At 64.6% G+C, this 22000-nt stretch carries 17 protein-coding genes, 3 tRNA genes and 1 pseudogene; 6 read left to right on the forward strand and 15 right to left on the reverse strand.

Going from position 1 to position 22000, the window contains the following annotated elements; genetic code table 11:
• Positions 1-41: 41 nt before the first annotated feature.
• The 5 genes and pseudogenes from ACW7G0_RS06540 to arsC form a co-directional block, all read left to right on the forward strand.
• Positions 42-956: pseudogene (locus ACW7G0_RS06540) on the forward strand (LysR substrate-binding domain-containing protein); the annotation flags it as partial.
• Positions 957-990: 34 nt separating this feature from the next.
• On the forward strand, positions 991-2142 hold the full coding sequence (locus ACW7G0_RS06545) for an epoxide hydrolase family protein (protein ID WP_456988443.1): 1152 nt from the start codon (positions 991-993) through the stop codon (positions 2140-2142).
• A 332-nt stretch (positions 2143-2474) separates the two neighbouring features.
• On the forward strand, positions 2475-3113 hold the full coding sequence (locus ACW7G0_RS06550) for an SDR family oxidoreductase (protein ID WP_456988444.1): 639 nt from the start codon (positions 2475-2477) through the stop codon (positions 3111-3113).
• 99 nt (positions 3114-3212) lie between these two features.
• Positions 3213-4739 (forward strand): MFS transporter, encoded by a 1527-nt coding sequence (locus ACW7G0_RS06555; protein ID WP_456988445.1) that lies wholly within the window; start codon positions 3213-3215, stop codon positions 4737-4739.
• Positions 4740-4889: 150 nt separating this feature from the next.
• Positions 4890-5240: an arsenate reductase (glutaredoxin) gene (gene arsC / locus ACW7G0_RS06560; RefSeq protein WP_456988446.1), complete on the forward strand. Its 351-nt coding sequence runs from the start codon at positions 4890-4892 to the stop codon at positions 5238-5240.
• Between the two features lie 43 nt (positions 5241-5283).
• Here arsC and ACW7G0_RS06565 read toward each other — a convergent pair whose 3' ends face one another.
• From ACW7G0_RS06565 to uvrC, 7 genes are all read right to left on the reverse strand, one after another.
• The gene (locus ACW7G0_RS06565; RefSeq protein WP_456988447.1) at positions 5284-6909 is read right to left on the reverse strand and encodes an FMN-binding glutamate synthase family protein; all 1626 of its coding nucleotides are present in this window, start codon (positions 6907-6909) and stop codon (positions 5284-5286) included.
• An 84-nt stretch (positions 6910-6993) separates the two neighbouring features.
• Positions 6994-8280, reverse strand: a complete 1287-nt coding sequence (locus ACW7G0_RS06570; RefSeq protein ID WP_456988448.1) for a lytic murein transglycosylase — start codon at positions 8278-8280, stop codon at positions 6994-6996.
• 124 nt (positions 8281-8404) lie between these two features.
• Positions 8405-8491 (reverse strand) — tRNA-Leu (locus ACW7G0_RS06575).
• A 93-nt stretch (positions 8492-8584) separates the two neighbouring features.
• A tRNA-Cys gene (locus ACW7G0_RS06580) sits at positions 8585-8658 on the reverse strand.
• Between the two features lie 79 nt (positions 8659-8737).
• A tRNA-Gly gene (locus ACW7G0_RS06585) sits at positions 8738-8813 on the reverse strand.
• 41 nt (positions 8814-8854) lie between these two features.
• Entirely contained in the window at positions 8855-9421 is a 567-nt protein-coding gene (gene pgsA / locus ACW7G0_RS06590) for a CDP-diacylglycerol--glycerol-3-phosphate 3-phosphatidyltransferase (RefSeq protein WP_456979316.1), read from the reverse strand.
• Positions 9418-11298: an excinuclease ABC subunit UvrC gene (gene uvrC / locus ACW7G0_RS06595; RefSeq protein WP_456988449.1), complete on the reverse strand. Its 1881-nt coding sequence runs from the start codon at positions 11296-11298 to the stop codon at positions 9418-9420. The genes pgsA and uvrC overlap by 4 nt, the downstream gene beginning before the upstream one ends.
• 113 nt (positions 11299-11411) lie before the next feature.
• Between uvrC and ACW7G0_RS06600 the strand changes: the two genes are divergently transcribed.
• Positions 11412-12734 (forward strand): DUF445 domain-containing protein, encoded by a 1323-nt coding sequence (locus tag ACW7G0_RS06600; RefSeq protein WP_456988450.1) that lies wholly within the window; start codon positions 11412-11414, stop codon positions 12732-12734.
• Between the two features lie 22 nt (positions 12735-12756).
• Here the strand turns inward: ACW7G0_RS06600 and kdsB are convergent, their stop codons facing one another.
• The 8 genes from kdsB to ACW7G0_RS06640 all read right to left on the reverse strand — a co-directional run bounded on the left by kdsB (position 12757) and on the right by ACW7G0_RS06640 (position 21994).
• On the reverse strand, positions 12757-13530 hold the full coding sequence (kdsB, locus tag ACW7G0_RS06605) for a 3-deoxy-manno-octulosonate cytidylyltransferase (protein ID WP_456988451.1): 774 nt from the start codon (positions 13528-13530) through the stop codon (positions 12757-12759).
• Positions 13527-14573, reverse strand: coding sequence for a tetraacyldisaccharide 4'-kinase (gene lpxK / locus ACW7G0_RS06610; protein ID WP_456988452.1), 1047 nt, complete (start codon positions 14571-14573; stop codon positions 13527-13529). Before lpxK ends, kdsB begins: the two co-directional genes overlap by 4 nt.
• Complete coding sequence (msbA, locus tag ACW7G0_RS06615) at positions 14570-16318, reverse strand: lipid A export permease/ATP-binding protein MsbA (protein WP_456988453.1); 1749 nt, start codon at positions 16316-16318, stop codon at positions 14570-14572. Before msbA ends, lpxK begins: the two co-directional genes overlap by 4 nt.
• The gene (locus ACW7G0_RS06620) at positions 16315-16785 is read right to left on the reverse strand and encodes an ExbD/TolR family protein (protein ID WP_456988454.1); all 471 of its coding nucleotides are present in this window, start codon (positions 16783-16785) and stop codon (positions 16315-16317) included. Before ACW7G0_RS06620 ends, msbA begins: the two co-directional genes overlap by 4 nt.
• A 6-nt stretch (positions 16786-16791) precedes the next feature.
• A complete protein-coding gene (locus tag ACW7G0_RS06625) occupies positions 16792-17466 on the reverse strand; it encodes a MotA/TolQ/ExbB proton channel family protein (protein ID WP_456988455.1) in 675 nt (224 codons plus the stop codon).
• Between the two features lie 26 nt (positions 17467-17492).
• Complete coding sequence (locus ACW7G0_RS06630) at positions 17493-19808, reverse strand: DNA internalization-related competence protein ComEC/Rec2 (RefSeq protein ID WP_456989472.1); 2316 nt, start codon at positions 19806-19808, stop codon at positions 17493-17495.
• A 184-nt stretch (positions 19809-19992) separates the two neighbouring features.
• Positions 19993-20757: a lipoprotein-releasing ABC transporter ATP-binding protein LolD gene (gene lolD, locus ACW7G0_RS06635; RefSeq protein WP_456988456.1), complete on the reverse strand. Its 765-nt coding sequence runs from the start codon at positions 20755-20757 to the stop codon at positions 19993-19995.
• Positions 20750-21994, reverse strand: coding sequence for a lipoprotein-releasing ABC transporter permease subunit (locus tag ACW7G0_RS06640; protein ID WP_456988457.1), 1245 nt, complete (start codon positions 21992-21994; stop codon positions 20750-20752). The genes lolD and ACW7G0_RS06640 overlap by 8 nt, the downstream gene beginning before the upstream one ends.
• Positions 21995-22000 lie beyond the last annotated feature (6 nt).

Here is a 22000-nt window from a genome sequence, read left to right on the forward strand (position 1 = left end):
GTATAACTATCCCGCCAGTGGCAAAGTCGCCGGGAGGCCTCATGAGCCGCGATCTCAATGACACCTTGGTGTTCGTCAAGGTGGTCGAACTGGGTAGCTTTACCGCCGCCGCCAAGACGCTGCATCTGCCCAACACCACGGTCAGCCGCAAGGTGCAGGAGCTGGAAGCGCGACTGGGCGCCCAGCTACTGCATCGCACAACCCGCAAGCTCGGACTGACCGAGGCGGGCACCATCTATTTCGCGCATTGCCAACACATTGCGCGCGACCTCGATGAGGCGGAAAGTGCGGTAGGCCAGCTGCAGAGCGGGCCGCGAGGCTGGTTGCGCGTTACCGCAACGCACGCGGTGGGCAACATCTGGGTCGCGCCTTTGCTCAGCGAATTCCACGCGCGTCATCCGGAAGTGCGCGTGGAACTGCTGCTGAGTAACAACAACCTCGACATCATCGCCGGCGAGATCGACGTGGCGATGCGCGTGGGCACGCTACCGGATTCAAACCTGACAGCGCGCAGGCTTTGCGTGTTCCGCACCGCTGTCTACGCGACGCCGGGCTACATCGAGCGTTTCGGCGAGCCGCTGCATCCTGACGACTTGATCCACCATCGCGCACTGGCGCAGACCAACCACCGCAACGCCAGCGCTTTCACCTGGACGCTGAGCGACGACGACGGCAAGCCGCGCGAGTTCCCGGTCGACCCGGTGATGATCTCGAACGACCCGGGCGCGCTGCGGGCCGTGCTGCTGGGCGGCGAAGGCATCACGCTGACCAGCGACGTGATGGTACGGGCCTATGTCGAGCAAGGGCTGGTGCAGCGGGCGCTAGCCGGCTGGCGCGGCATGGACGTCGACCTCCATGCGCTCTTCCCGCGCGGACAGGTGCAGTCACCGAAAGTGCGCGCTTTCGTCGACTTCCTGGTCGAACGCCTGAGAGTGGACCAGAACTACATGCAGGCGCTCAGCGACGACACTCCGCGGTGAAAGCGATCCAATGAACATACGACCTTTCAAGATTGCCGTTTCCCAAGAGCAACTTGACGACTTGCTAGCTCGACTCAAGTTCACTCGCATGCCACGCAGTCTGGATACCGAGAGCTGGGACGATGGCGCCAGCTTGGCATTCATGGAACGCTTGATTAGCCACTGGCGGCTAGGTTTTGACTGGCGCGCCCAAGAAGATCGCCTCAACAGATTCCCACAGTTCATTGCCCGGGTCGGCGAGCTGGATGTCCACTTCGTGCAAGAGAAAGGTAGAGGCCCCGCGCCCATGCCGTTGGTGCTGACCCATGGCTGGCCCGGATCGTTTGCAGAGATGCTGGAAATCATCCCACTGCTGAGTGACCCGGCAGCCCATGGCGGCGATGCCGCAGATGCGTTCGATGTCGTGGTGCCTTCGCTGCCCGGCTTCGGCTTCTCGCAAGCCCCACAGCATCGGGGTGTCAGTTCGAAGCGTGTTGCCGAAATGTGGTCAGAGCTTATGACCGGGTTGGGGTATGACCGATTCGGTGCCCAGGGCGGAGACATAGGTGCGGGCGTGTCGATGTGGCTGGGCCGGCTTTATCCAAAGCTGATGGCAGGGCTACATCTGAACTACATCCCTGGCGGGTTTTTACCGCCGCTAGGCGATGGCTCGTCCCCTATTACCGCCGAAGAAGAGGCGTTTCGCACCAGGGCGGCAAGCTGGTTCGCAGCCGAAGGGGCCTACTCGGCCGAACAAAGCACCAAGCCGCTTACACTTGCCTACGCGCTTTCGGACTCACCTGTCGGCCTTGCCGCCTGGATTGCCGAGAAGTTCCGGACCTGGAGTGACTGCAATGGGGAGCTTGAGCGTGTTTTCACGCTAGACCAGTTGCTCACTGACATATCGATTTACTGGTTTAGCGGCAACGTCGCATCCACTTTGCGCATCTACAAAGAGAACCGCAGCGAGCCGCTCAAATTCAATGAAAGAGAACGCGTAGAACCTGCCTTTGGCATGGCGTTGTTTCCTGCCGAGCTTCCTACGCCTCCACGCTCGTGGGTCGAGCGGGTGTTCGATGTCAAAAGGTGGACGCCTATGCCCAAAGGCGGGCACTTCGCAGCCATGGAACAGCCGCAGCTGCTGGCGGAAGAAATCCGCGCGTTCTTCCGTCCGTTGCGGTGAGCGGTTGCTATCTGAAAACGGTGGCGTGCACCCGCCCTGCTCCGAAGACGTTACGCGTCCTTCATCGCGGCAAGGATCACTCGACGTAGCACCCTTATTAAGATCGGCAAGCAGTCCGGGGGCGACGGGCTCCCATCCCAGTTTGTTGCGGGTCTGCGCGCTGGAAGCGGAGAGATAGAGTCGAGCAGACCTGGCAAACCGATCAAAAAGTCCTGAGCCTCTTCGCTGCGCCCGGTTCTGGATGTGTCCGCACACGCCGACTGGACACCCATTGCCGTAGAACAGATCGCGCATCCCGGACCCCTTACTTCCACTCTCCCAAGGAACTTCTCATGCGCGTTCTCATCGTAGGTGCCAACGGCCAGATTGGTCGTCGTCTGGTCAAGCAGATGGCTTCCGGTCCACATAAGACCCAGGCCATGATCCGCAGCGCGGCGCAGGCAGCAGGGCTGCGCGAACTTGGCGCCGATGCGACCGTGGTCGCTGACCTCGAAGACGATATCCAGACCGCACTTGATGGCTGCGATGCCGTCATTTTCACGGCGGGATCCGGGGGCAAAGGCGGCCACGAGAAGACCGATGCGGTGGACCGCGATGGCGCGATTGCCGTGATCGACGCGGCACAGAAGGCCGGCGTAGAGCGCTTCATCATGGTGTCATCCATGGGTGCGGACACACCGGAAAAAGGCCCGGAGGGGCTGCAGCATTACCTGCATGCCAAGCAGAGAGCCGACCAATATTTGCGGGCGAGTGGTCTTCGGTACACCATCGTGCGCCCGGGCTCCCTTACCGATGAGAATGGGACGGGCAAGGTAGAAGTGTCGGAGGATCTTGGGCGCCAAGGCAGCGTCCCGCGCGACGATGTTGCTGCGGTGCTGCTGCAGGTGCTGGACGCCAGCAATACGCACGGCAAACAGTTCGAACTGCTTGCAGGAGATTCATCTGTTCCGCATGCCGTTGCCGCGCTCTGACAACCTGAGGCGGAAGGGAGTATCGGCTCGTCGCCTGCGCAGGGTGTCCAATGCAGATTCGCCCGCGTCACGGGTGATACTTCCAACTCAGAACGCATCATGAAGACTCCAGTGCAACCCGACAGCACGACAGTAGAGGGTGCGGCTCGTTGGCGCATCCTGGCGGTGCTGCTTGGCATCGTTTTCATGTCGCTGATCGGGGTGAGCATCGTCAACGTCGCCCTTCCCTCGATCCAGCGGGGCCTGGGGGCGGACCAGTCCGATCTCCAATGGGTGCTGTCGGGCTATGCACTCACCTTCGGGATCATTCTGGTTGCCGCGGGGCGCGCTGGCGATATTCTGGGGCGAGGCGGCATCTTTCTTGTCGGCGTTTCCCTCTTTACCCTCTCCTCCATCGCCGCCGGACTCGCGCCTGACGCGATGTGGCTCAATACCGCGCGGTTGGTCCAGGGACTTGGCTCCGGGCTGCTCAGTCCGCAGGCCATCGGGATGATCCAGCAATACTTCCGTGGTGAGGAGCGCGGTCGGGCCTTCGGCTATTTCGGAATCGTGGTCGGATTTTCCGTTGCCATCGGTCCGGTGCTGGGCGGTTTTTTGATCGAGGCTGGCGGTGCCGACTTTGGTTGGCGTCTGACATTCCTGGTGAATGTGCCCATCGGCATCGTCGCCATCATTTTGGGGATGAAGTGGTTTCCGAAGCCCCTTTTCCGCCCCCCCCAGAGTGCGCCGAACGGAGCGCAGCGGCCTGCCGGCTGGCTATGGTCGCTGGATCCGATCGGCTCGGTGTTGTTGGGGCTCGCGCTGCTGGCCATCCTCTATCCGTTCATGGAATCGGGCGGCTCGACGCTCTGGTGGGCGCTGCTGCCGGTGGGCATCGCGCTGGTCTGGATTTGGGTGCGGTGGGAGCAGCGTTGCCCGCGCCTGGGTCACACCCCGATGGTCGATCTGGACATCTTCCGCACCAGCAGCTTTACCAACGGCACGGTCATCATGACGCTCTATTTCACCGGCATGACCAGTGTTTGGGTGTTGGTCGCACTCTATGTGCAGGACGGTCAGGGAAAAACCGCGTTTGAATCCGGCATGTTCGGCATTCCAAGTGCGCTTCTATCGGCTTATGCCGCTCACTGGTCGGGGCGCCGGGTAAACCAGTACGGTCGGAAGATCGTGATCGGCGGACTGCTCCTGGCCCTGCTCGGCCTCGTCGCGAGCATCACCGTCGTCCTCCTGCACGAGCGGTTTGGTCTGAGCGTGTGGTGGTTGGTGCTGTCACTGTCCTTCATCGGACTCGCGCAAGGGGCCGTGATCAGTCCGAACCAGACGCTGACGCTGGCGGAGGTGCCGCTCGCATATGCCGGAAGCTCGGGGGCGATCATGCAGACCGGCCAGCGCATCGGGACATCGGTCGGCATTGCCATGATCACCGCGGCGGTGTTCGCATCACTTGCACGGTGGTCCTGGTCGATCGCCGTGGTCATCGGTTTCGGCCTGATCGGCCTGGTGGTGCTCGTGGCGCTGGGTATGGCATTCAAGGATCAGCGGGATCGGGACAGGAACGTGACAGACAGAACTGATCCCCAACGTTGGCAGCGAGAGCCGCCCTATGTCGACGAAAGCCTGTTCTGATTTTTACGTGGCCGAGGACGCACGCGCCGTAGAAGATCACCCGCCCGCCAGGTTGTAAACCTGAGTTTCATCGAATCCCGGCTTGGTGCCGGGCTTTTTGTGCCCGACGCCGCGATACGATGGCCCTTCAACCGCCACCGTTGGAGCCCCATGAACGACACCCGCATCTACCACAATCCACGCTGCTCCAAGTCGCGCGGCGCGCTGGAGTTGTTGCGCGAGCGCGGGATCGAGCCGGAGGTCATCACCTATCTCGACACCCCGCCCTCGGCATCCGAGTTGCGCGAGCTGCTGGCGATGCTCGCGGTGCCGGCACGCGAACTGCTTCGCACCGGTGAGGCCGAGTACACCGAGCTGGGGCTGGCCGATCCGGACAAAACCGACGCGGCGCTGATTGACGCCATGGCAAGCCATCCGCGCTTGATCGAGCGACCGGTCTTCGTCCACGCGGGACGCGCGGTGATTGGCCGCCCGCCCGAGAAGGTGCTTGAGCTGTTGTGACCATTACCGCCGCGGCGCCATCACCGCAATTGGCAGGCAGGAGTCAGAAGGACTTGCTCTCGCGCATCGACCGCACGTGGTGGGGGGCGGCAAACGAGTCGCTGCGGGCGTTCGCCCAATAGGTCTGGAATACGGCATGGTCCGGAATTCCATCCAGCAGTTGTCCCGGCTCGAGGAAGCGGTACAGCGCTGCCAGCGAACGCACTTCCACCGGCGAGACGCGCCGCAGGATATGTTCGGGCCCGACCTCGCGCGGGTCGGTCAGCCCGGCAGCGCACAACAGGTCGCGCAACGCGGTCATGGTGTTGCGATGGAAGCCGTGGACCCGGATCGATTTGTCGGTGACATCCAGCCCCTGCCAGCGCTTGGGGTCCTGGGTGGCGACGCCGGTCGGGCAGCGATCGGTATGGCAGACTTGGGCCTGGATGCAGCCAACGGCAAACATGAAGCCGCGGCCGGCGTTGCACCAGTCGGCCCCCATGGCCATGGTCCGCACGATGTCGAACGCGCTGATGATGCGACCGGCCGCCGCAAGCCGCAGATCGTCGCGCAAGCCCAGTCCCACCAGTGTGTTGTGGACCAGCATCAACGCTTCCTGCATCGGCACGCCGACGTGGTTGATGAACTCCGCCGGCGACGCGCCCGTGCCGCCCTCGGCGCCATCGACGACGATGAAATCCGGCAGTAACCGGGTCTCCTGCATCGCCTTGGCAATCCCGAACCACTCCCAGGGGTGGCCGATCGCCAGCTTGAACCCGGTGGGCTTGCCACCCGACAGCTCGCGCAACCGGGCAACGAATTCGAGCAACTCGATCGGCGTCGAGAATGCGCTGTGCTGCGCCGGTGATACGCATTCCACGCCAGCGGTTACGCCGCGAGTCATGGCGATCTCCATGCTGACCTTGGCCGCCGGGAGCACGCCGCCATGTCCCGGCTTGGCGCCCTGCGACAGCTTGATCTCGATCATCTTCACCTGTGGGTCGCGTGCGTTCTCCGCAAAGCGCTCGGCATTGAACGCCCCGTTTACATCGCAGCATCCGAAGTACCCCGAGCCGATCTCCCAGACCAGGTCGCCACCGTGCTCGCGGTGGTACGAGGAGATCGATCCTTCTCCGCTGTCGTGGTAGAACCCGCCCATCTTGGCGCCCTTGTTGAGCGCCCGGATGGCATTGGCGGACAACGAGCCAAAGCTCATCGCGGAGATGTTGAACACACTGGCCGAGTAAGGCTGGGCGGTTTTTTCACCCACCAGAATGCGGAAGTCCGGGTTGCCGTGCGGCGCCGGGACCATCGAGTGGTTGATCCACTCGTAATCACCGGCGTAGACATCCTGCATGGTGCCGAAGGGGCGGGTGTCGTTGACCGATTTGGCCCGCTGGTACACCAACGCGCGCTGCAACCGTGAGAACGGCACTTCGGCGGTGTCGGCTTGGATGAAGTACTGGCGCATCTCCGGACCGATCGATTCCAGCCCGTAGCGAAAGTGCGCGATCAACGGATAATTGCGGCGCAAGGTACTGGATTTTTGCAAGAGGTCGATCGTCCCCAACACCGCCAATGCGCCGAATATGGCCGATGCCCAGCCCCAGCCAGGCGACACGAAAATCGTCAGTGCGGCCGTCAGCACGGTCAGCGCAACGCAGGTGATGTAGGACGTGTAACGCGTCATGCGGGCTCCGGGGAAGTCATCAGCCCAAAGGATACCCGCGGTGCCAGGCCAAGGTGAGCCCTGGCCCAATCAAGACGATGCTGGTCAGTCGGATCGGGGCGGATCAGCCGGACCAGTCGGGCCCGATTTTGCGCCCTTGATTGGCGCCTGCAATGCCTGTAGCAGCGACTGGCTGGCGCGCCCGTCTGTCACAACCCCCAGACCTTGTTGCTCGATTTTGATGGCTGACCGGGTTGCGCTGCCAATCAAGCCATCCACCTCGCCAATGTCATGACCACGTTGCAGCAGCAGTTGCTGTAGCTCACGACGCTGGCGTCGCGACAATCCCGGATCCGCCGTGGGCCAGGACGCCACCAGCCCTCCCTGCCCGCGCAAACGGTCCGACAACAGTGCAATCGCCAGGGAATAGCTTTCCGAGGCGTTGTACGAATAAATCGCGTCGAAATTCTTGAACACCAGGAACGCCGGACCGGCCTTGCCAGCCGGCAGCAGTAGCGCGGTTGCGGTATCCGATGGTGCGATCGCACCGCCATCGACGCGGGAGATTCCGCGCCCGGTCCAGTACGACAATGGCCGGCGAGTGGTGCGCCCGGAGATGGCGGTATCAAATCCGCCCGGCAACTTCACCTCGTACCCCCACGGCTGGCCAGTGCGCCAGTGGGAGCGCTCAAGGTAGTTCGCCGTGGAGGCCAACGCATCAGGGATGGTGCCGACAAGATCGCGGCGGCCGTCGCCGTCGAAATCCACCGCGATGCGCTGGTAAGTGGACGGCATGAACTGGGTTTGCCCGAATGCGCCGGCCCAGGACCCGACCAGCGCGTCCGCGGCGATGTCGCCGGACTGGATAATCTGCAATGTCGCTGCCAGCTCGCCACGGAAGAATTCCTGCCGGCGCCCCATGCATGACAAGGTGGTCAACGAGTTCAGCAGCGGCCGTGAGCCAGAGGTCTTGCCGAAGTCGCTTTCCACGCCCCAGATTGCCACCACCGTCGCGGGATCGACGCCGTACTGCGCCTCGACCTTGGCCAGGGTGGCGGCGTGCTGGCGGAGCATCGCCTGGCCATCGGTAACCCGTTCCGCATCCACCAGTCCGGCGAGGTAGTCCCAGACCGGCGTCTTGAACTCGGGCTGGTTGTCAAGCTGCTTCAATACCGAGGTGTCCGGCACGATCGCGCGGACATTGCGGTCAAACACGGCGTTCTCCACGCCTTTGCTGGCGAACTGCTGTTGCAGTCGGTCCAGGCAGCGGTCGAAGGCGGCGACATCGTATGCCGGCGATGCATCCGCCGGAACGGTTGGCGGTGACGTGGCCTGCGCCAGCGAGGGCGTGGGCAGCACGAACAGCGTCGGCAGAAGAAGTCTCCAGATCATGCGTCAACCCTATATGGCACTGGTGACGGCGCTGTCATGAGCAACCCTACGGTGCAAGTGTCCCGAATTTGTCCCGCAGGACAGTAACGATCACAAGCCAACGAAGATAAATTGTTGACCTGGTTGGTGCCCGGAGCCGGAATCGAACCGGCATGACCTTGCGGTCGACAGATTTTAAGTCTGTTGCGTCTACCTGTTTCGCCATCCGGGCGTCCCGCGCGGAATAATACCGCCCTCTCCCATCCTGCGGGCTAAAAGAAAAATCCCGCAAGGCGCGAACCGTTGCGGGATTTGACTTTGAACATGGAGGCCGAGGTCGGAATTGAACCGGCGTACGCGGATTTGCAGTCCGCTGCATAACCACTCTGCCACCCGGCCGGATGACGTGCCCATAAAACAAAACCCCGATAACGGGGCTTGTTTCGACAAACACCCCGGAGAACCGAAGCGTTGAATCTGGAGCGGGAAACGAGACTCGAACTCGCGACCCCGACCTTGGCAAGGTCGTGCTCTACCAACTGAGCTATTCCCGCTGATGAGCCGTCCATTTTAGGCATAACAAACAAACTGTCAACTACCTGTTCGCATCTTCCTTCAGCGAAGGCCATGCTGCCCGCAGGTAGGCAAAAGCGGACCACAGCGTCAGCAGCGCGGCCGCCGCCAACAGCCACTCGCCGATGGCGTGGATGGGCATCCCGAACAGCGGCACCCGGTACAGAAGGAAGATCAGCGCAACCATTTGCACGACGGTCTTGATCTTGCCGATGGCAGCAACCTTGACCTTGGCCCGCTGCCCAAGCTCGGCCATCCACTCGCGCAGCGCGGAGACCGCGATCTCACGTCCGATGATCACCGCCGCCCACAGCGCCATCCAGACCGTCGGGTGCTTCTGCACGGTCAGCATCAACGCTGTAGCCACCATCAACTTGTCGGCGACCGGGTCCAGGAACTCGCCAAACGTGGAGAACTGGTTATAGCGACGGGCAATCCAGCCATCCGCCCAGTCGGTGAGCGAGGCAAAGGCAAAGATCGCGGCGGCCGCGACGCTGGTCCACTTGAACGGCAGGTAGAAGACCATCACCAACACCGGGATCAACATGATCCGCAGCAGCGTCAGCATGGTGGGAACCGTCAACTTCATCCGTCACTCCGTGGGCCATTGGTACGCGATCCGGTTTCACCGGCTTCCAGTCCATGCAGGGTCGCATAGACGCGCTCGGCGAGCGCTGCATTAATGCCATCCACGCGTGAAATTTCTTCCACGCCAGCGGCCTTCAAGCCGCCCAACCCGCCGAAATGTCGCAACAGGTTACCGCGTCGACGCGGCCCTATCCCCGGAATGTCCTCCAGCCGGCTGGTATTGCGCGCCTTCTGGCGACGCCCGCGATGGCCGGTGATGGCAAACCGATGCGCCTCGTCGCGGACCTGCTGGACCAGTTGCAGCGCCGGCGAGCCCGCACCGGGGTGCAGGCTGCGACCATCGGGCAGCAACAGGTCCTCGTCGCCGGGACGTCGCGCCGGACCCTTCGCAACCCCCACCAGCACCACGCCGGCGATGCCGAGCTCATCAAGCACGGCGCGGCCCTGGGCGACTTGTCCGGCGCCACCGTCAATCAGCAAGACATCGGGCAGCACGCCGGCGGGCTTGTCGTCGGTCGCCATTGCCCGTTTGAACCTCCGGTGCAGCGCCTGGTGCATCGCCGCGTAATCGTCGCCCGGCTCGATACCGGCGATGTTGTATCGCCGGTACTGGCTGCGAACCGGGCCTTCGGCATCGAACACCACGCAGGACGCCACCGTCGCCTCGCCCATGGTGTGGCTGATATCGAAACACTCAATCCGTCCCGGCAACGCGTCCATGCCAAGCATCTTCTGCAGGTCTTGCGCGCGCGCCAGTTGGGCCGCATGGCTGGTGCGTTCGGTCTCCAGGGTGATCCGCGCATTGCGGCTGGCCATGTCGAGGTAGCCAGCGCGATCACCCCGCACGTTGAAACGCAGTTGCACCCGGTGCGCGCCGCTGTTGGACAGTGCCTGCTCGATCAATGTGCGGTCGGGGATGTCGCGATCAAGCACGATCTCCACCGGCGGCACCTGCTCACCGTAGTACTGCGAAACGAACGCCGCCAGCACCTCCTCGGGGTTCTCGCTGCCATTGGTGCGCGGGAAAAAGGAGCGGGTACCAAGGTTCCTGCCGTCGCGAAACGCCAACAGCACGACACAGGCGGCACTGCCCTGCATGGCAACCGCCAGCACGTCCAGGTCGGCGGCGCGGCCGTCCACGTACTGGCGAGCCTGCAGGGTGCGGATCGAGGTCACCAGGTCACGCAGACGGGCGGCCTGCTCGAAATCCAGGCGCGCACTGGCCGTTTCCATCTGTGCGCCTATCTCGTTGGTCAACTCGTCACTGCGGCCTTCCAGCATCAACACCGCGCGGCGAACGCTCTCCCGGTACGTGTCAGGCTCGACCAGACCGACACAGGGACCACTGCAGCGGCCGATCTGATACTGCAGGCAGGGTCGCGTCCGGCTGCAGAAGACACTGTCCTCACAACTGCGCAACTTGAACAGCTTGTGGATCAGGTTGAGCGTGTCGCGTACCGCACCGACGCTGGCGTAAGGCCCGAAATAGCGCCCCGGCACTGAACGCGGCCCCCGGTGCATCCCGATCCGTGGCCACTCGCCATGGGTCAGCAGTACGTAGGGATAGCTTTTGTCGTCGCGCAGCAACACGTTGTAGCGTGGCTTGAGCGACTTGATCAGCTCGTTTTCAAGGATCAGCGCCTCCGTCTCGGTACGGGTAACGGTGACCTCCATGTGCACGGTTTGCGCGAGCATGGTCATGATCCGCGTCGACTTTGGCGTCGCGTTGAAGTAGCTGGAGACCCGGTTGCGCAGCGCGCTGGCCTTGCCGACGTAAAGAATCTTGTCGTCGGCAGCGATCATCCGGTACACGCCCGGTGCGGTACTGAGGGCCTTGGCGAACGCCTTGCCGTCGAATACCGGCAGCAGTTCAGTCATGACGACACCCGGCAGGAAATACGCACATCAACTCCATGGATGGGGCAAATTATGCGTCACCGCAAGTCTTCCCGGATCATTACCCACAATGCCGACCGGTTATTCTGCCCCATATGAGCGCTGAACCCGACCACGACACGATCAATGACGACCTGCGCCCCGACCGTGCGGCCGCGTTGAGGCGCCGCAAGCGCACTGCCGTGACCATGCTGGTGATTGCAGCGCTGGTGTTCGTGGCCGGCAGCTGGCTGCGAATGAGCCACCCGCACTGGGCATTCGAGCTGCTGGTGGCGATGGCGGAGGCGGCGATGATCGGTGGGCTGGCCGACTGGTTCGCGGTGGTGGCGCTGTTCGGCCATCCGCTGGGACAGCGCTGGATCCCCCACACCGCGATCATCCCGAACAAGAAGGACGCACTGGGCCGTGCGTTGGCCAACTTCATCTGCGACCACTTCCTCGACAACCAGGAAGTGCTGGCAAAGGTTCGCCAGTTCGATCCGGGCCGGCGACTCGCTGCTGCACTGTCCGATCCTGCCCACGCAAGCAAGGTGGGAGGGTTCGTGGTGACCCTGGCACCGCACCTGGTGCAACTGCTGGACAGCGACCGCCTGCACCGTTTCCTGCATGGCCTGGCCCGTGAGCAGCTGGGCCGCCTTGATGTTGCCGCGTTGGGCAGTCAGGTGCTCGAGGTGCTCACCCACGACCGCCGCCACCAGGTGCTGCTGGACAACCTGCTGCGCGACGTCGGCGAGGTGCTGGGTGACCCGGACACCCAGGACTTGGTCGCCAGCAAGATCACGCCGCAGCTCTGGTCGATATTGCGCCTGGCCCGCCTCGACGACGCCGTAGCCGACAAGCTTGCCGCCAAGGTCGTTGCCGGCGTCAGCGACCTGCTCACCGAGATGGCGGACGATCCCCGGCACGAACTGCGCCTGCGCTTCGATGATTACGTCACCCAGTTCACCCAGCGCCTGAAGACCGATGACGTGCTGCGCCGGAAGTGTGAAGAACTGCGTGACCGGGTGATCGATGACCCCGCCCTGCCCCGCCAGATCAGGGAGATGTGGTCGGAAGTCCTGGATTGGCTGCGCACGGACCTGCAGCGCAATGACTCATTGATTGCCTTGAAGGCGACCCAGGGCGCGGAACTGATCGGCGAGAAGCTCAGCGGCGATCCGGCGATGCAGTCGTGGGTCAACCAATGGGTGATGGCCACCGTCGAGCCGATGATCGAGAAGTATCGAGGCAGCATCCGCGACTTCATAGTCGAGCGGGTCGCGCGCTGGGACACCCGCGAGCTGGTCCGTGAGCTGGAGTTGAGCGTTGGCAGCGACCTGCAATACATCCGCTACAACGGCACCGCGATTGGCGCGCTGATTGGTGGATTGCTGTTTGGCCTGCTGCACGTCATTGGCTGGATGGCGACGCTCGGTTGAGGCCGCCAGCTCACGCGACGGCTCAGCCGTTTCCGGCAAGCCATTTTTCCGCGCGGGCCAGGTCTTCGGCGGTGTCCACGCCGGGCGGGAACGGATCGGGCGTCAACCCGACCGCGATCCGGTAACCGGCCTCCAACACGCGCAGTTGCTCCAGTGACTCGACCTGCTCGAGCCGGCCCTGGGGCATCGCCGCGAAACGCTGCAGGAACCCCGCCGTGTACCCGTAGATGCCGATGTGCCGCAGCCAGGATTGGCCTTCCGGCATACGGGACTGGTCGCGCGAGAAGGCATCGCGCGGCCACGGGATCGGCGCACGACTGAAGTACAGCGCATCTCCATTGTCGGCGCGCACCAACTTGACCGCATTGGGGTCCAACAGTGTGCCCACCTCGGTCACCGGCGCGGCCAGGGTTGCCATCGCGGCGCCGCTGTCGCGCAGCAAGGCCGCCACCGCACGAACCCCCGCAGCCGGCGCGAAAGGTTCGTCGCCCTGCAGGTTGACCACGATGGTGTCATCGCTCCAGCCGGCGATTCGCGCGCACTCGGCCAGTCGATCGGTGCCGGAAGCATGCGCGACGGAGGTCATTGCCACGCGTACGCCGGCATTCGCCAACGCCGCGGCGATGCGTTCGTCGTCGGCCGCCACCCACACCTCGCGCGCACCCGCCGCCAGCGCGCGCCGAGCTACATGCAACACCAAGGGCTGCCCGCCGAGCAGCCGCAGTGGCTTGCCGGGCAGGCGACTTGCGTCGTGACGCGCAGGGATCGCCACCACGAAGTCCACGGCGGCATTCATCGCTGCCGGACCTCTGCCAGCCGGACCTGTGCCAACTTGTCCAGCAACGAGACCCAGAAGGCTTCCGGAAGCTCGGCGGTGACGGCCACGCTATGAAACGCCTCGGTGGCGAACCGGGCGCACTTGACGGCGTCCTTTTCGGTCATCAGCACCGGCAGCGGGCTGCCAAACTCGAAGTCGGACGCACGATAGCGATGGTGGTCGGCAAAGGCATGCGGCACCACCGCGATCTCCAGGCTGCGCAACATCGAGAAGAACCGCTCCGGGTTGCCAATCCCGGCGACCGCATGGACCCGGTGGCCGCGAAACGACTCCAGCGGTCTCGACCGGCCGCCCAATACCGGCACGGCACTGTCGGCAACTAGGCGCATCGGCCATTCGCCAAAACCGGTTCCGCTGCTGTTGCTGCCCGCTGGCGCATTGGCGATATTGATGACCCGGAAGTCGCACTGCGCTCCGCGCTCGGGCAACTCGCGCAACGGTCCGGCGGGCAGCAGACGACCATTGCCATAACGACGACGGCCGTCGACCACTTCGATCTCGACGTCGCGTTCAAGTCCGTAGTGCTGCAGACCGTCGTCGCAGATGACAATGTCGCAACCGGCCTTCGCCAATGCCTTCGCCGCCGCGGCACGGTCACGGTCGGCACGCAGCTTGACCCCGGTGCGACGGACGATCAGCACCGGCTCGTCGCCGCCGACGGCGGGCTCGGTATCGGCCTGGACCCACACCGGGTTGCCCGCATCGGCGCGGCCGTAACCCCGGCTGGCAACGCCCGGGTTCCAGCCTTCGCGGCGCAGCCGTTCAGCCAGCGCGATGGTCAGCGGGGTCTTGCCGGCACCGCCAGCGGTAATGTTGCCGACCACCACCACCGGGATGCCCGGATGGCGGGTACGCAACACGCCGACGCGATAGAGCCAGCGCCGGATACCACTGACTGCGGCATAGACCGCCGCCAGCAGCCGTGTATAGAACGGCACCGGCGCGTTGCCGTACCAATGGGGTGGCTGGTGCTCGCGGCGACCACCGGGTCCTGCGTTCATGAGGCCTCGCGAAATTGCATGCGGTGCAGGTGGGCGTACAGGCCGTCCAGGGCCATCAAGCTGGCGTGGGTACCGCGCTCGACGATGCGACCCTCGTCAAGCACCAGTACCTGGTCGGCATGTTCGATGGTCGACAGTCGGTGCGCAATGACCAACGTGGTGCGATCCGGCATCAGGCGTTCCAGCGCATCCTGCACCAGCCGCTCCGATTCGGTGTCGAGCGCGGCGGTGGCCTCGTCCAGGATCAGGATCGGCGCGTCTTTCAACATCGCCCGGGCAATGGCCAACCGCTGGCGTTGGCCACCGGACAGGCGACCGCCCTTGCTGCCGATACCGGCGTCCACCCCGTCCGGCAAACGCTCGACGAACTCGGTGGCGTTGGCACCCTGGATCGCGTGGTCCAGGTCCTCCGGTGTGGCCTGCTCCATCTCGCCATAGGCGACGTTGGCCGCGATGCTGCCGTCAAACAGCATGACCTGCTGGCCCACCAGGGCGATCTGCTTGCGCAGGTCGGCAAGTCGATAGTCGCGCAGCGGATGGCCATCGAGCAGGATCTGTCCCGACTCGATCTCGTAGAAACGCGGGATCAGCTTGATCAGGGTGGACTTGCCACTGCCGGAGCGGCCAACAATGGCGGTGACGGTCCCGGGTTTGGCACTGAAACTGACGTTGCTGAGTGCCGCCTGGCCTTGGTCCGGGTAACGCGCGCTTACGTCGCGAAACTCGATCTCGCCGCGCGCGCGCTCCAGCGGCAAGCTGCCGGTGTCGTGCTCGTCGGGGGCATCCAGGATGTGGAACAGTCGCTCGGCCGAGGCCACGCCACGTTGCAGCATGCCCTGCACGTTGGTCAGTTGCTTGAGTGCAGGGATGATCGCCATCATGGCCATCATCAACACCACGAAGCCACCCGCGCCGAGACGACCGGCGGCCGCTTCGCGGCCGGCAAAAAACAGCAACAGTGCCAACCCGATCGCGCCCATCAACTGCACCAGCGCGGACGAGATGCTGCGGGTAGATTCGACCTTGAGGCTGAGCTTCAGATGATGGTCCGCCTGCGCTGAGTAGCGCTGCATCTCGACACCCTGGGCGCCGTAGATCTTGACTTCCTGGTGGCTGGACAACGCCTGGTCGGCCGACTGCATCAGCTGCGACCCACTCTCCTGGATCTTGTGGCTGATCCGGCGATAGCGCTTGCCCACCGTGTTCATGACCCAGGCCAGTGGCGGCGCCAGCAGCACGATCGCAATGGTTACCTGCCAACTGGTCCACAGCATCACGCCGATGCCCACCAGCACCTGCAGCGCCTGCTGGATCATCACCTTCATCGCGTCGACCGCCGCCTGCGCGACCTGGTCGCTGTCCGAGCCCAGGCGAACCAGCATCGACGGCACCGGTTCGGTATCGAACTGCAGTCCAGGCAAGCGCAGATACTTGCCCAGTACCTGCACCCGCAAGTCACGGGAAATGCCACGCCCGGATTTGGCCATGTAGATGTCGGCCACGTAGCCTGCCACACCGCGCAGCAGGAACAGGCCGACAATCGCCAACGGCAATACCAGGCTGAACGCCGCGTCCTTGGTGATGAAGGTCTCGTTGATCACCGGCTCCATGAGCTTGGTGAACGCGCCGCCTGCCAGCGCCTCCAGCAACATCCCCACCCCTGCAAGCCCCAGCAGCGCCCGATACGGACGGGCAAAGCCCAGCAACCGCCGGTAGGTGGCCCAGGAGGTGATCGGCGGTGTCACTGCGAGGCTCCGGTGGCCGAAGCGCCGGACTCGCCACCCGGAGACGCTGCGGCGCCTGTCGGCGGCGCGGTCGGGATCATGATCCGGTTGAAACCCAGGCCACCCAGCGCGTCGTACACGGTGACCACCGCCTGGTAGGGGGTGCGCGCATCGACGCGCAACATCACCGGGCGCTCGCGGTCGCTGCCCGCCACCTCGCTGATGGTCGCCTTGAGCGACTCGATATCGGTGCGCAGCACTTCGCGGTCACCCACGAAATAGCGGCCGTCGGCATTGACCAGCACCACCAGCGGCTGCTCCGCATCGACTTGCTCCCCGGTGGCGCGCGGCAGCTCGATCTGGATCACCGAGCGCGCATCAAAGGTGGCAGTGACGACAAAGAAGATGATCATCACCAGGATCACGTCGATCAGCGGTACCAGGCTGATTTCCGGCTCGTCCCCGGTGTGGCGGTCACGGATACGCATGAGCGGTCAGGCGTCCGACGGCACAGCCGTGGCACGCGGCTGGCGCGCAGCCGGCGCGGCCTGGGCAGTCCCGTCCCGGGCGGTCTCCTCCAGCGTATCGAGCAGTTGCATGGCTTCGTGCTCCATCTCCACGACATAGCCGGCGATGCGGCCACGGAACCAGCGGTGTGCCATCAACGCCGGGATCGCCACGATCATGCCGGCCGCGGTACACACCAGCGCCTTGCCGATCCCTCCCGCCAACTGGTTCACATCGCCGATACCATGGTCGAGGATACCGAGGAACAGCTGGATCATGCCGACAACGGTGCCAAGCAGGCCCAGCAATGGACCCGCCGACGCGATCGAACCCAGGGTGTTGAGATAGCGCTCCATCCGGTGGACCAGATGGCGGCCCACGTCCTCGATACGCTCGCGGACGTGCTCACGCGGGCGATGGCGTACGTCCAGGGCCGCTGCGAGCAGCGCGCCCAGCGGCGAGGTAGCCCGCAGCGAATCGATATGCGTCGGATCCAGCTGGCCACCACGGGCCCAACTGCGAACCTCCTTGCCCAGTCCTGGCGGCAGGATCTCGCTGCGCCGCAGTGCCCACGCCCGCTCGACGATCAATGCCAGCGCCAGCGCCGACAACAGCAACAATGGAATCATCGGCCATCCCCCGGCCTTGACCAGTTCCAGCACTCGCTAACCTCCGGCCCGGGGCCGATTCAATCCGGTCGATAGGATAGCCCAGCGGCCGCCCCGCCCGACGATTCGCTCGCGCGGCGAGCCGCATCCCAGACCCGTGGGTGTGCGCGCCGTCTTGTTTCCACGCTTGGCCCACCGGGCTGGAACCGCACGTGCAGGGCGCCGCTTTCGCTGGTATCCAGCGTTTGTGCGCCGCTGGCGTGCCAGCGGGCGAGTATTTCGGGCTTGGGATGGCCAAACCGGTTGCCGTGTCCGCTGGAAACCAGTGCATGTCGCGCACCGGTGGCGGCAATGAACCCGGGATCGGAGGCACTGGAACTGCCGTGATGGGCGACTACGACCACTTGCGCGCGCAAGCCGGCCGCCTCGTCCAGATGGCTTCGGCGTACCAGCTCGCGCTCAACCACCGCACTGATGTCCCCGGTCAACAATGCGCTGCCGTGCCCGGTGTCGATCCGCAGCACGCAGCTGGCCTCGTTACCCAGGTAGGGGAAGTGCCGCGGTGGATGCAGGAAGCGGAATTCGACCCGGTCCCATTGCCACGTCTCCCCCGCCACGCAGGGCCGGGTACCCACCAGCCCCGAACCCTGCGGCGAGTTGACCACCGGCACCGCGACTGTGCGCCTGACGGCACCGAGACCCCCGGCATGGTCGTTATCGGCGTGGCTCGCGACCGCGCGATCGAGCCGGCGTACCCCAAGGGCGTACAGCGCAGGCAGCACCACGCGCTCGCCGGTGTCATAGCCATCCGGGCTGGCGGGCCCCATGTCGTACAGCAAGCTGTGATTCGCGGTGCGTACGAGAATCGACAAGCCTTGGCCAACATCCAGCAACCGCAACTCGACCTCACCAGGCGCCGGCAGGTTACGGGCCGGCCACAGCAGCGGCAACCACAACAGCAGCGCCAGCGACCGTCCCGGCAAGCCGCGAGGAAGCAGCAGCCAAAACGCGCCGAACATGGCCAGCGGCAACGCAAACCAGCGCGATTCCCGCAACCACCACAGCGCCAGCTCGCTGCCGGCCAGGTAGTCGAACAGCGGCCAGCTCAGCTCGAAACACCAGGCCGCCGCCTGCCACGGTGAACTGCCCCACCCGGCATGCAGGAACTCCAGCCCGGTCCCGATCAGCGCCAGTGGCACCACCACCAGGCTCCACCACGGCACCGCCAGCAGGTTCGCCAATGGCCCCACCAGCGAAGCCTGGCCAAACAGCACCGCGGTCAGCGGCAACAAGCCCAAGGTCGCAACGCCCTGGGCGGAAACCAGGTCCCGGAGCGGTTTGCGCCCGGCGTGTGGAAGGCACCAGAGCAGCCAGGCCACGCCAAAGAAACTGAGCCAGAAACCGGCACCCAACACCGCCAGTGGATCGACCAGTAGAACCACCACCACCGCAAGTGCCAACGTGTCGAATGCACTCGAGCTGCGCCGCAGGCCCCGGACCCCTGCCACGACCGCGATCATCAACACCGTGCGCACGGTCGGCAGCGCAAAACCGGCAACCGCGGCGTACACCATGGCGCCGACCAGACCGGCAATGGCGGCGGCCACGGGACGCGGACAACGGCGACCCAGCTGCGGCCATAGCCACCAGAGGCCCGCAATGGCCAACGCAAAAAAGCCGGCCACCAGTCCGACATGGAAACCCGAAATGGCAACCAGATGGGTCAGGCCATTGGCTCGCAGGACCTGCCAGTCGGCATCGTCCAGGCCACGGGTATCCCCCAGTGCCAACGCACGGATAAATCGCGACGTGGACGTGGGTATGGCGGTCGCGATCTGCTCCGACATGCGCTCGCGCCACGCGTTCAGTCCTCGCGCCGGGCGCAGCAGCCGGGTCGACTCGGGGGCACGGACATACCCCGTCGCCGTCAGCCGGTCGGCCAGTGCGTGCTTTTCACTGTCGAACCCGCCGGGATTGCGCAGCCCACGCGGCGCCCGCACGCGGACGGTCAGTTGCCAGCGTTGCCCCGCCCGCAGGCGATCGCGCCCGGTCGCGCTGCCGTCGAAATCGTCGTACCAGGACAAGCGCAGCAAGCGACCACGCAGCGGTTCCGGTTGCGCCAGCTCATCGTCGACGCGAAACCCGAAGCTGGTTCGACGCGCGTGGTGCTTGGGAAGCTCGGCGACGTGGCCGGCAACGGTGACTTCACGCTGTTCCCAAGCCACCGGCAGCTGGATCGACAGCGCGTACCCCGCATGCAGCCCGGCCAGCGCGAAACCAAGCAGCAAGGGCCCCATCCAGCGCACGGCGCGCCCGCGCCACCAGAGCAGAACAGCCAAGGGCGCAATCGCGACCAGTGGCCAGGACGGCGGCAACCGGGGTAGCCAGAGGCACATCGACACACCGGCCAGCAGCGCTGAGGCGCTCACGATCCCGAATGGAGCCAGCCACACCGGGCTTGCTGGCCGCCGCGTCCTGCCCTGTTCCGTCCCGCCGGGGAGGCTGTCTCCCGGTGGCGTGGACGGCGGCATCCTTGCCGCATCGCTCATGGTTCATCCCTTCAGTCGGGTATTGCCCGAATCAAATATCCCGCGTCGCCAATTCCCGCAGCTTGCCCTGATGTAATTCCAGCACCCGGTCCAGCCGCCGCGCCAGGCGGCGATCGTGGGTGACTACCACCAGACTGGTGCGGTGTTCCCGGTTCAACTCCAGCATCTGGTCGAAGACGACCCCGGCCGTCTTCTCGTCGAGGTTGCCAGTGGGCTCGTCGCCCAACACGCATGCCGGCTGGTTGACCAGTGCGCGCGCGACCGCGGCACGCTGACGCTCACCACCGGAAAGCTCCCCGGGCTTGTGCTGGAGCCGGTGCCCCAGGCCGACGGCCTCCAGCAGCGCTTGCGCCCGTTGCTCGGCGTCCGGGATCCGGGCGCCGCCCAGCAGTACCGGCAACATCACGTTTTCCATCGCCGTGAACTCGGGCAGCAAATGGTGGAACTGGTAAACAAAACCCAATGCGCGGTTTCGCAACTGGCCGCGGGCCGTATCCGACAACGCGCTCATCTTCTGGCCACCGACGAACACCTCGCCGGCTGACGGCGTATCCAGGCCACCGAGCAAGTGCAGCAACGTGCTCTTGCCGGCTCCGGAAGCGCCGACGATGGCAACGGTCTCGCCCTTGTGCACGTCCAGTCGAAGCCCGTCGAACACCGGCGTGCGCATCTTGCCCTCGGCGTACACCATGCCCAGGTTGGTGCATCCCAGGACCAGGCCGGCGCGCGACACGGACGCCGGCTCGCCGGCCGTCGCCTCGCCAGTGACGGGCTTGCTGATGATCGGTTCACTCATAGCGCAAAGCCTCCGCCGGCGGCGTACGCGCGGCGCGCCAGGCCGGGTAGATCGTGGCCAGGAACGCCATCACCAATGCGACCGCCGTAATCGCCATCACGTCGCTTGGCTTCATCTCGGTGGGCAGCCCGGTGATGTAGTAAACGTCCTCGGGCAGCAAGGTCACCCCGAACACGCGTTCGATCGCGAACAGGATGTCCTCCAGACTCAGGGTCAACACGATCCCGCCGATCACGCCGATCACAGTACCGATGATTCCGATCAGGCTGCCCTGGACCATGAACACCTGCATCACCCCGCGCGGAGACAGGCCCAATGTCCGCAGGATGGCGATGTCGGCCTGCTTGTCGGTGACCAGCATCACCTGCGAGGACACCAGGTTGAACGCGCCCATGGCGATGATCAACGACAACAGGATCGCCATCAGGGTCTTTTCCATCTTCAATGCCCGGAACATGTTGGCGTTGTCGGTGGTCCAGTCGCTCACCTGATATGGGCCGCCCAGCTTCACGGCCAGGTCGCGGGCAACATCCCAGGCCAGGTTCATGTCGTGCAGTCGCAGGCGCACGCCGGTCACGCCTTCCTGCATCCGCATCAGCCGTTGCATGTCCGCCATGTTGGTGAATGCCATGCCGCGGTCGTACTCGTTGTAGCCGACCTCGAACACGCCGCTGACGGTGAAGCGCTTGACCCGCGGCATCGCCCCCACCGGGGTGCTGTTGAACTCGGCGATGGTCATCACCACGCTGTCGCCGACGCCTACGCCGAGCCAGGCCGCCAGTTCCCGTCCCAAGATGATGTTGAAACTGCCCGGAACCAGCGATTCCAGTTCACCTTGGGCCATCTTGTCGCCCAGCACCGACACGGTGCGCTCATCGGCCGGCACTACGCCGCGCACCATCGCCGGTTGCTGGCGCGGGCCGTTGAGCAGGGCCTCCTTCTCCACGTAGGGCGCCGCCCCGGCCACTCGCGGATCGGCCAGTGCCATATCCACCGCTTGTTGCCAGTCAGTAATCGGATCGCCATAGGCACTGACGGTGGCGTGCGCGGCCATCTGCAGCATGCGGTCGCGGATCTCCTTCTGGAACCCGGTCATCACCGCCAGGGTGGTGATTAGCGCCGCCACGCCCAGCGCGATACCGAGGATGGATGCCATGGAAATAAAGGAGATAAAACCATTACGGCGCTTGGCGCGCAGGTAGCGCAGGCCGATGGCAACAGGGATGGGTTTGAACATAGGGGG

This window comes from Lysobacter sp. A286 (assembly GCF_054052105.1).

What these genes read in the sequence shown, in the direction of transcription:
- uvrC (WP_456988449.1), bottom strand. Translation starts at nt 11,298, where the DNA reads ATGACTGAACTGCTGCCGGTATTCGACGGCAAGGCGTTCGCCAAGGCC.
- lolD (WP_456988456.1), bottom strand. Translation starts at nt 20,757, where the DNA reads ATGAGTGAACCGATCATCAGCAAGCCCGTCACTGGCGAGGCGACGGCC.
- ACW7G0_RS06630 (WP_456989472.1), bottom strand. Translation starts at nt 19,808, where the DNA reads ATGTGCCTCTGGCTACCCCGGTTGCCGCCGTCCTGGCCACTGGTCGCG.
- ACW7G0_RS06545 (WP_456988443.1), top strand. Translation starts at nt 991, where the DNA reads ATGAACATACGACCTTTCAAGATTGCCGTTTCCCAAGAGCAACTTGAC.
- ACW7G0_RS06550 (WP_456988444.1), top strand. Translation starts at nt 2,475, where the DNA reads ATGCGCGTTCTCATCGTAGGTGCCAACGGCCAGATTGGTCGTCGTCTG.
- arsC (WP_456988446.1), top strand. Translation starts at nt 4,890, where the DNA reads ATGAACGACACCCGCATCTACCACAATCCACGCTGCTCCAAGTCGCGC.
- lpxK (WP_456988452.1), bottom strand. Translation starts at nt 14,573, where the DNA reads ATGAACGCAGGACCCGGTGGTCGCCGCGAGCACCAGCCACCCCATTGG.
- ACW7G0_RS06565 (WP_456988447.1), bottom strand. Translation starts at nt 6,909, where the DNA reads ATGACGCGTTACACGTCCTACATCACCTGCGTTGCGCTGACCGTGCTG.
- ACW7G0_RS06555 (WP_456988445.1), top strand. Translation starts at nt 3,213, where the DNA reads ATGAAGACTCCAGTGCAACCCGACAGCACGACAGTAGAGGGTGCGGCT.
- ACW7G0_RS06620 (WP_456988454.1), bottom strand. Translation starts at nt 16,785, where the DNA reads ATGCGTATCCGTGACCGCCACACCGGGGACGAGCCGGAAATCAGCCTG.
- ACW7G0_RS06600 (WP_456988450.1), top strand. Translation starts at nt 11,412, where the DNA reads ATGAGCGCTGAACCCGACCACGACACGATCAATGACGACCTGCGCCCC.
- ACW7G0_RS06640 (WP_456988457.1), bottom strand. Translation starts at nt 21,994, where the DNA reads ATGTTCAAACCCATCCCTGTTGCCATCGGCCTGCGCTACCTGCGCGCC.
- pgsA (WP_456979316.1), bottom strand. Translation starts at nt 9,421, where the DNA reads ATGAAGTTGACGGTTCCCACCATGCTGACGCTGCTGCGGATCATGTTG.
- ACW7G0_RS06570 (WP_456988448.1), bottom strand. Translation starts at nt 8,280, where the DNA reads ATGATCTGGAGACTTCTTCTGCCGACGCTGTTCGTGCTGCCCACGCCC.
- kdsB (WP_456988451.1), bottom strand. Translation starts at nt 13,530, where the DNA reads ATGAATGCCGCCGTGGACTTCGTGGTGGCGATCCCTGCGCGTCACGAC.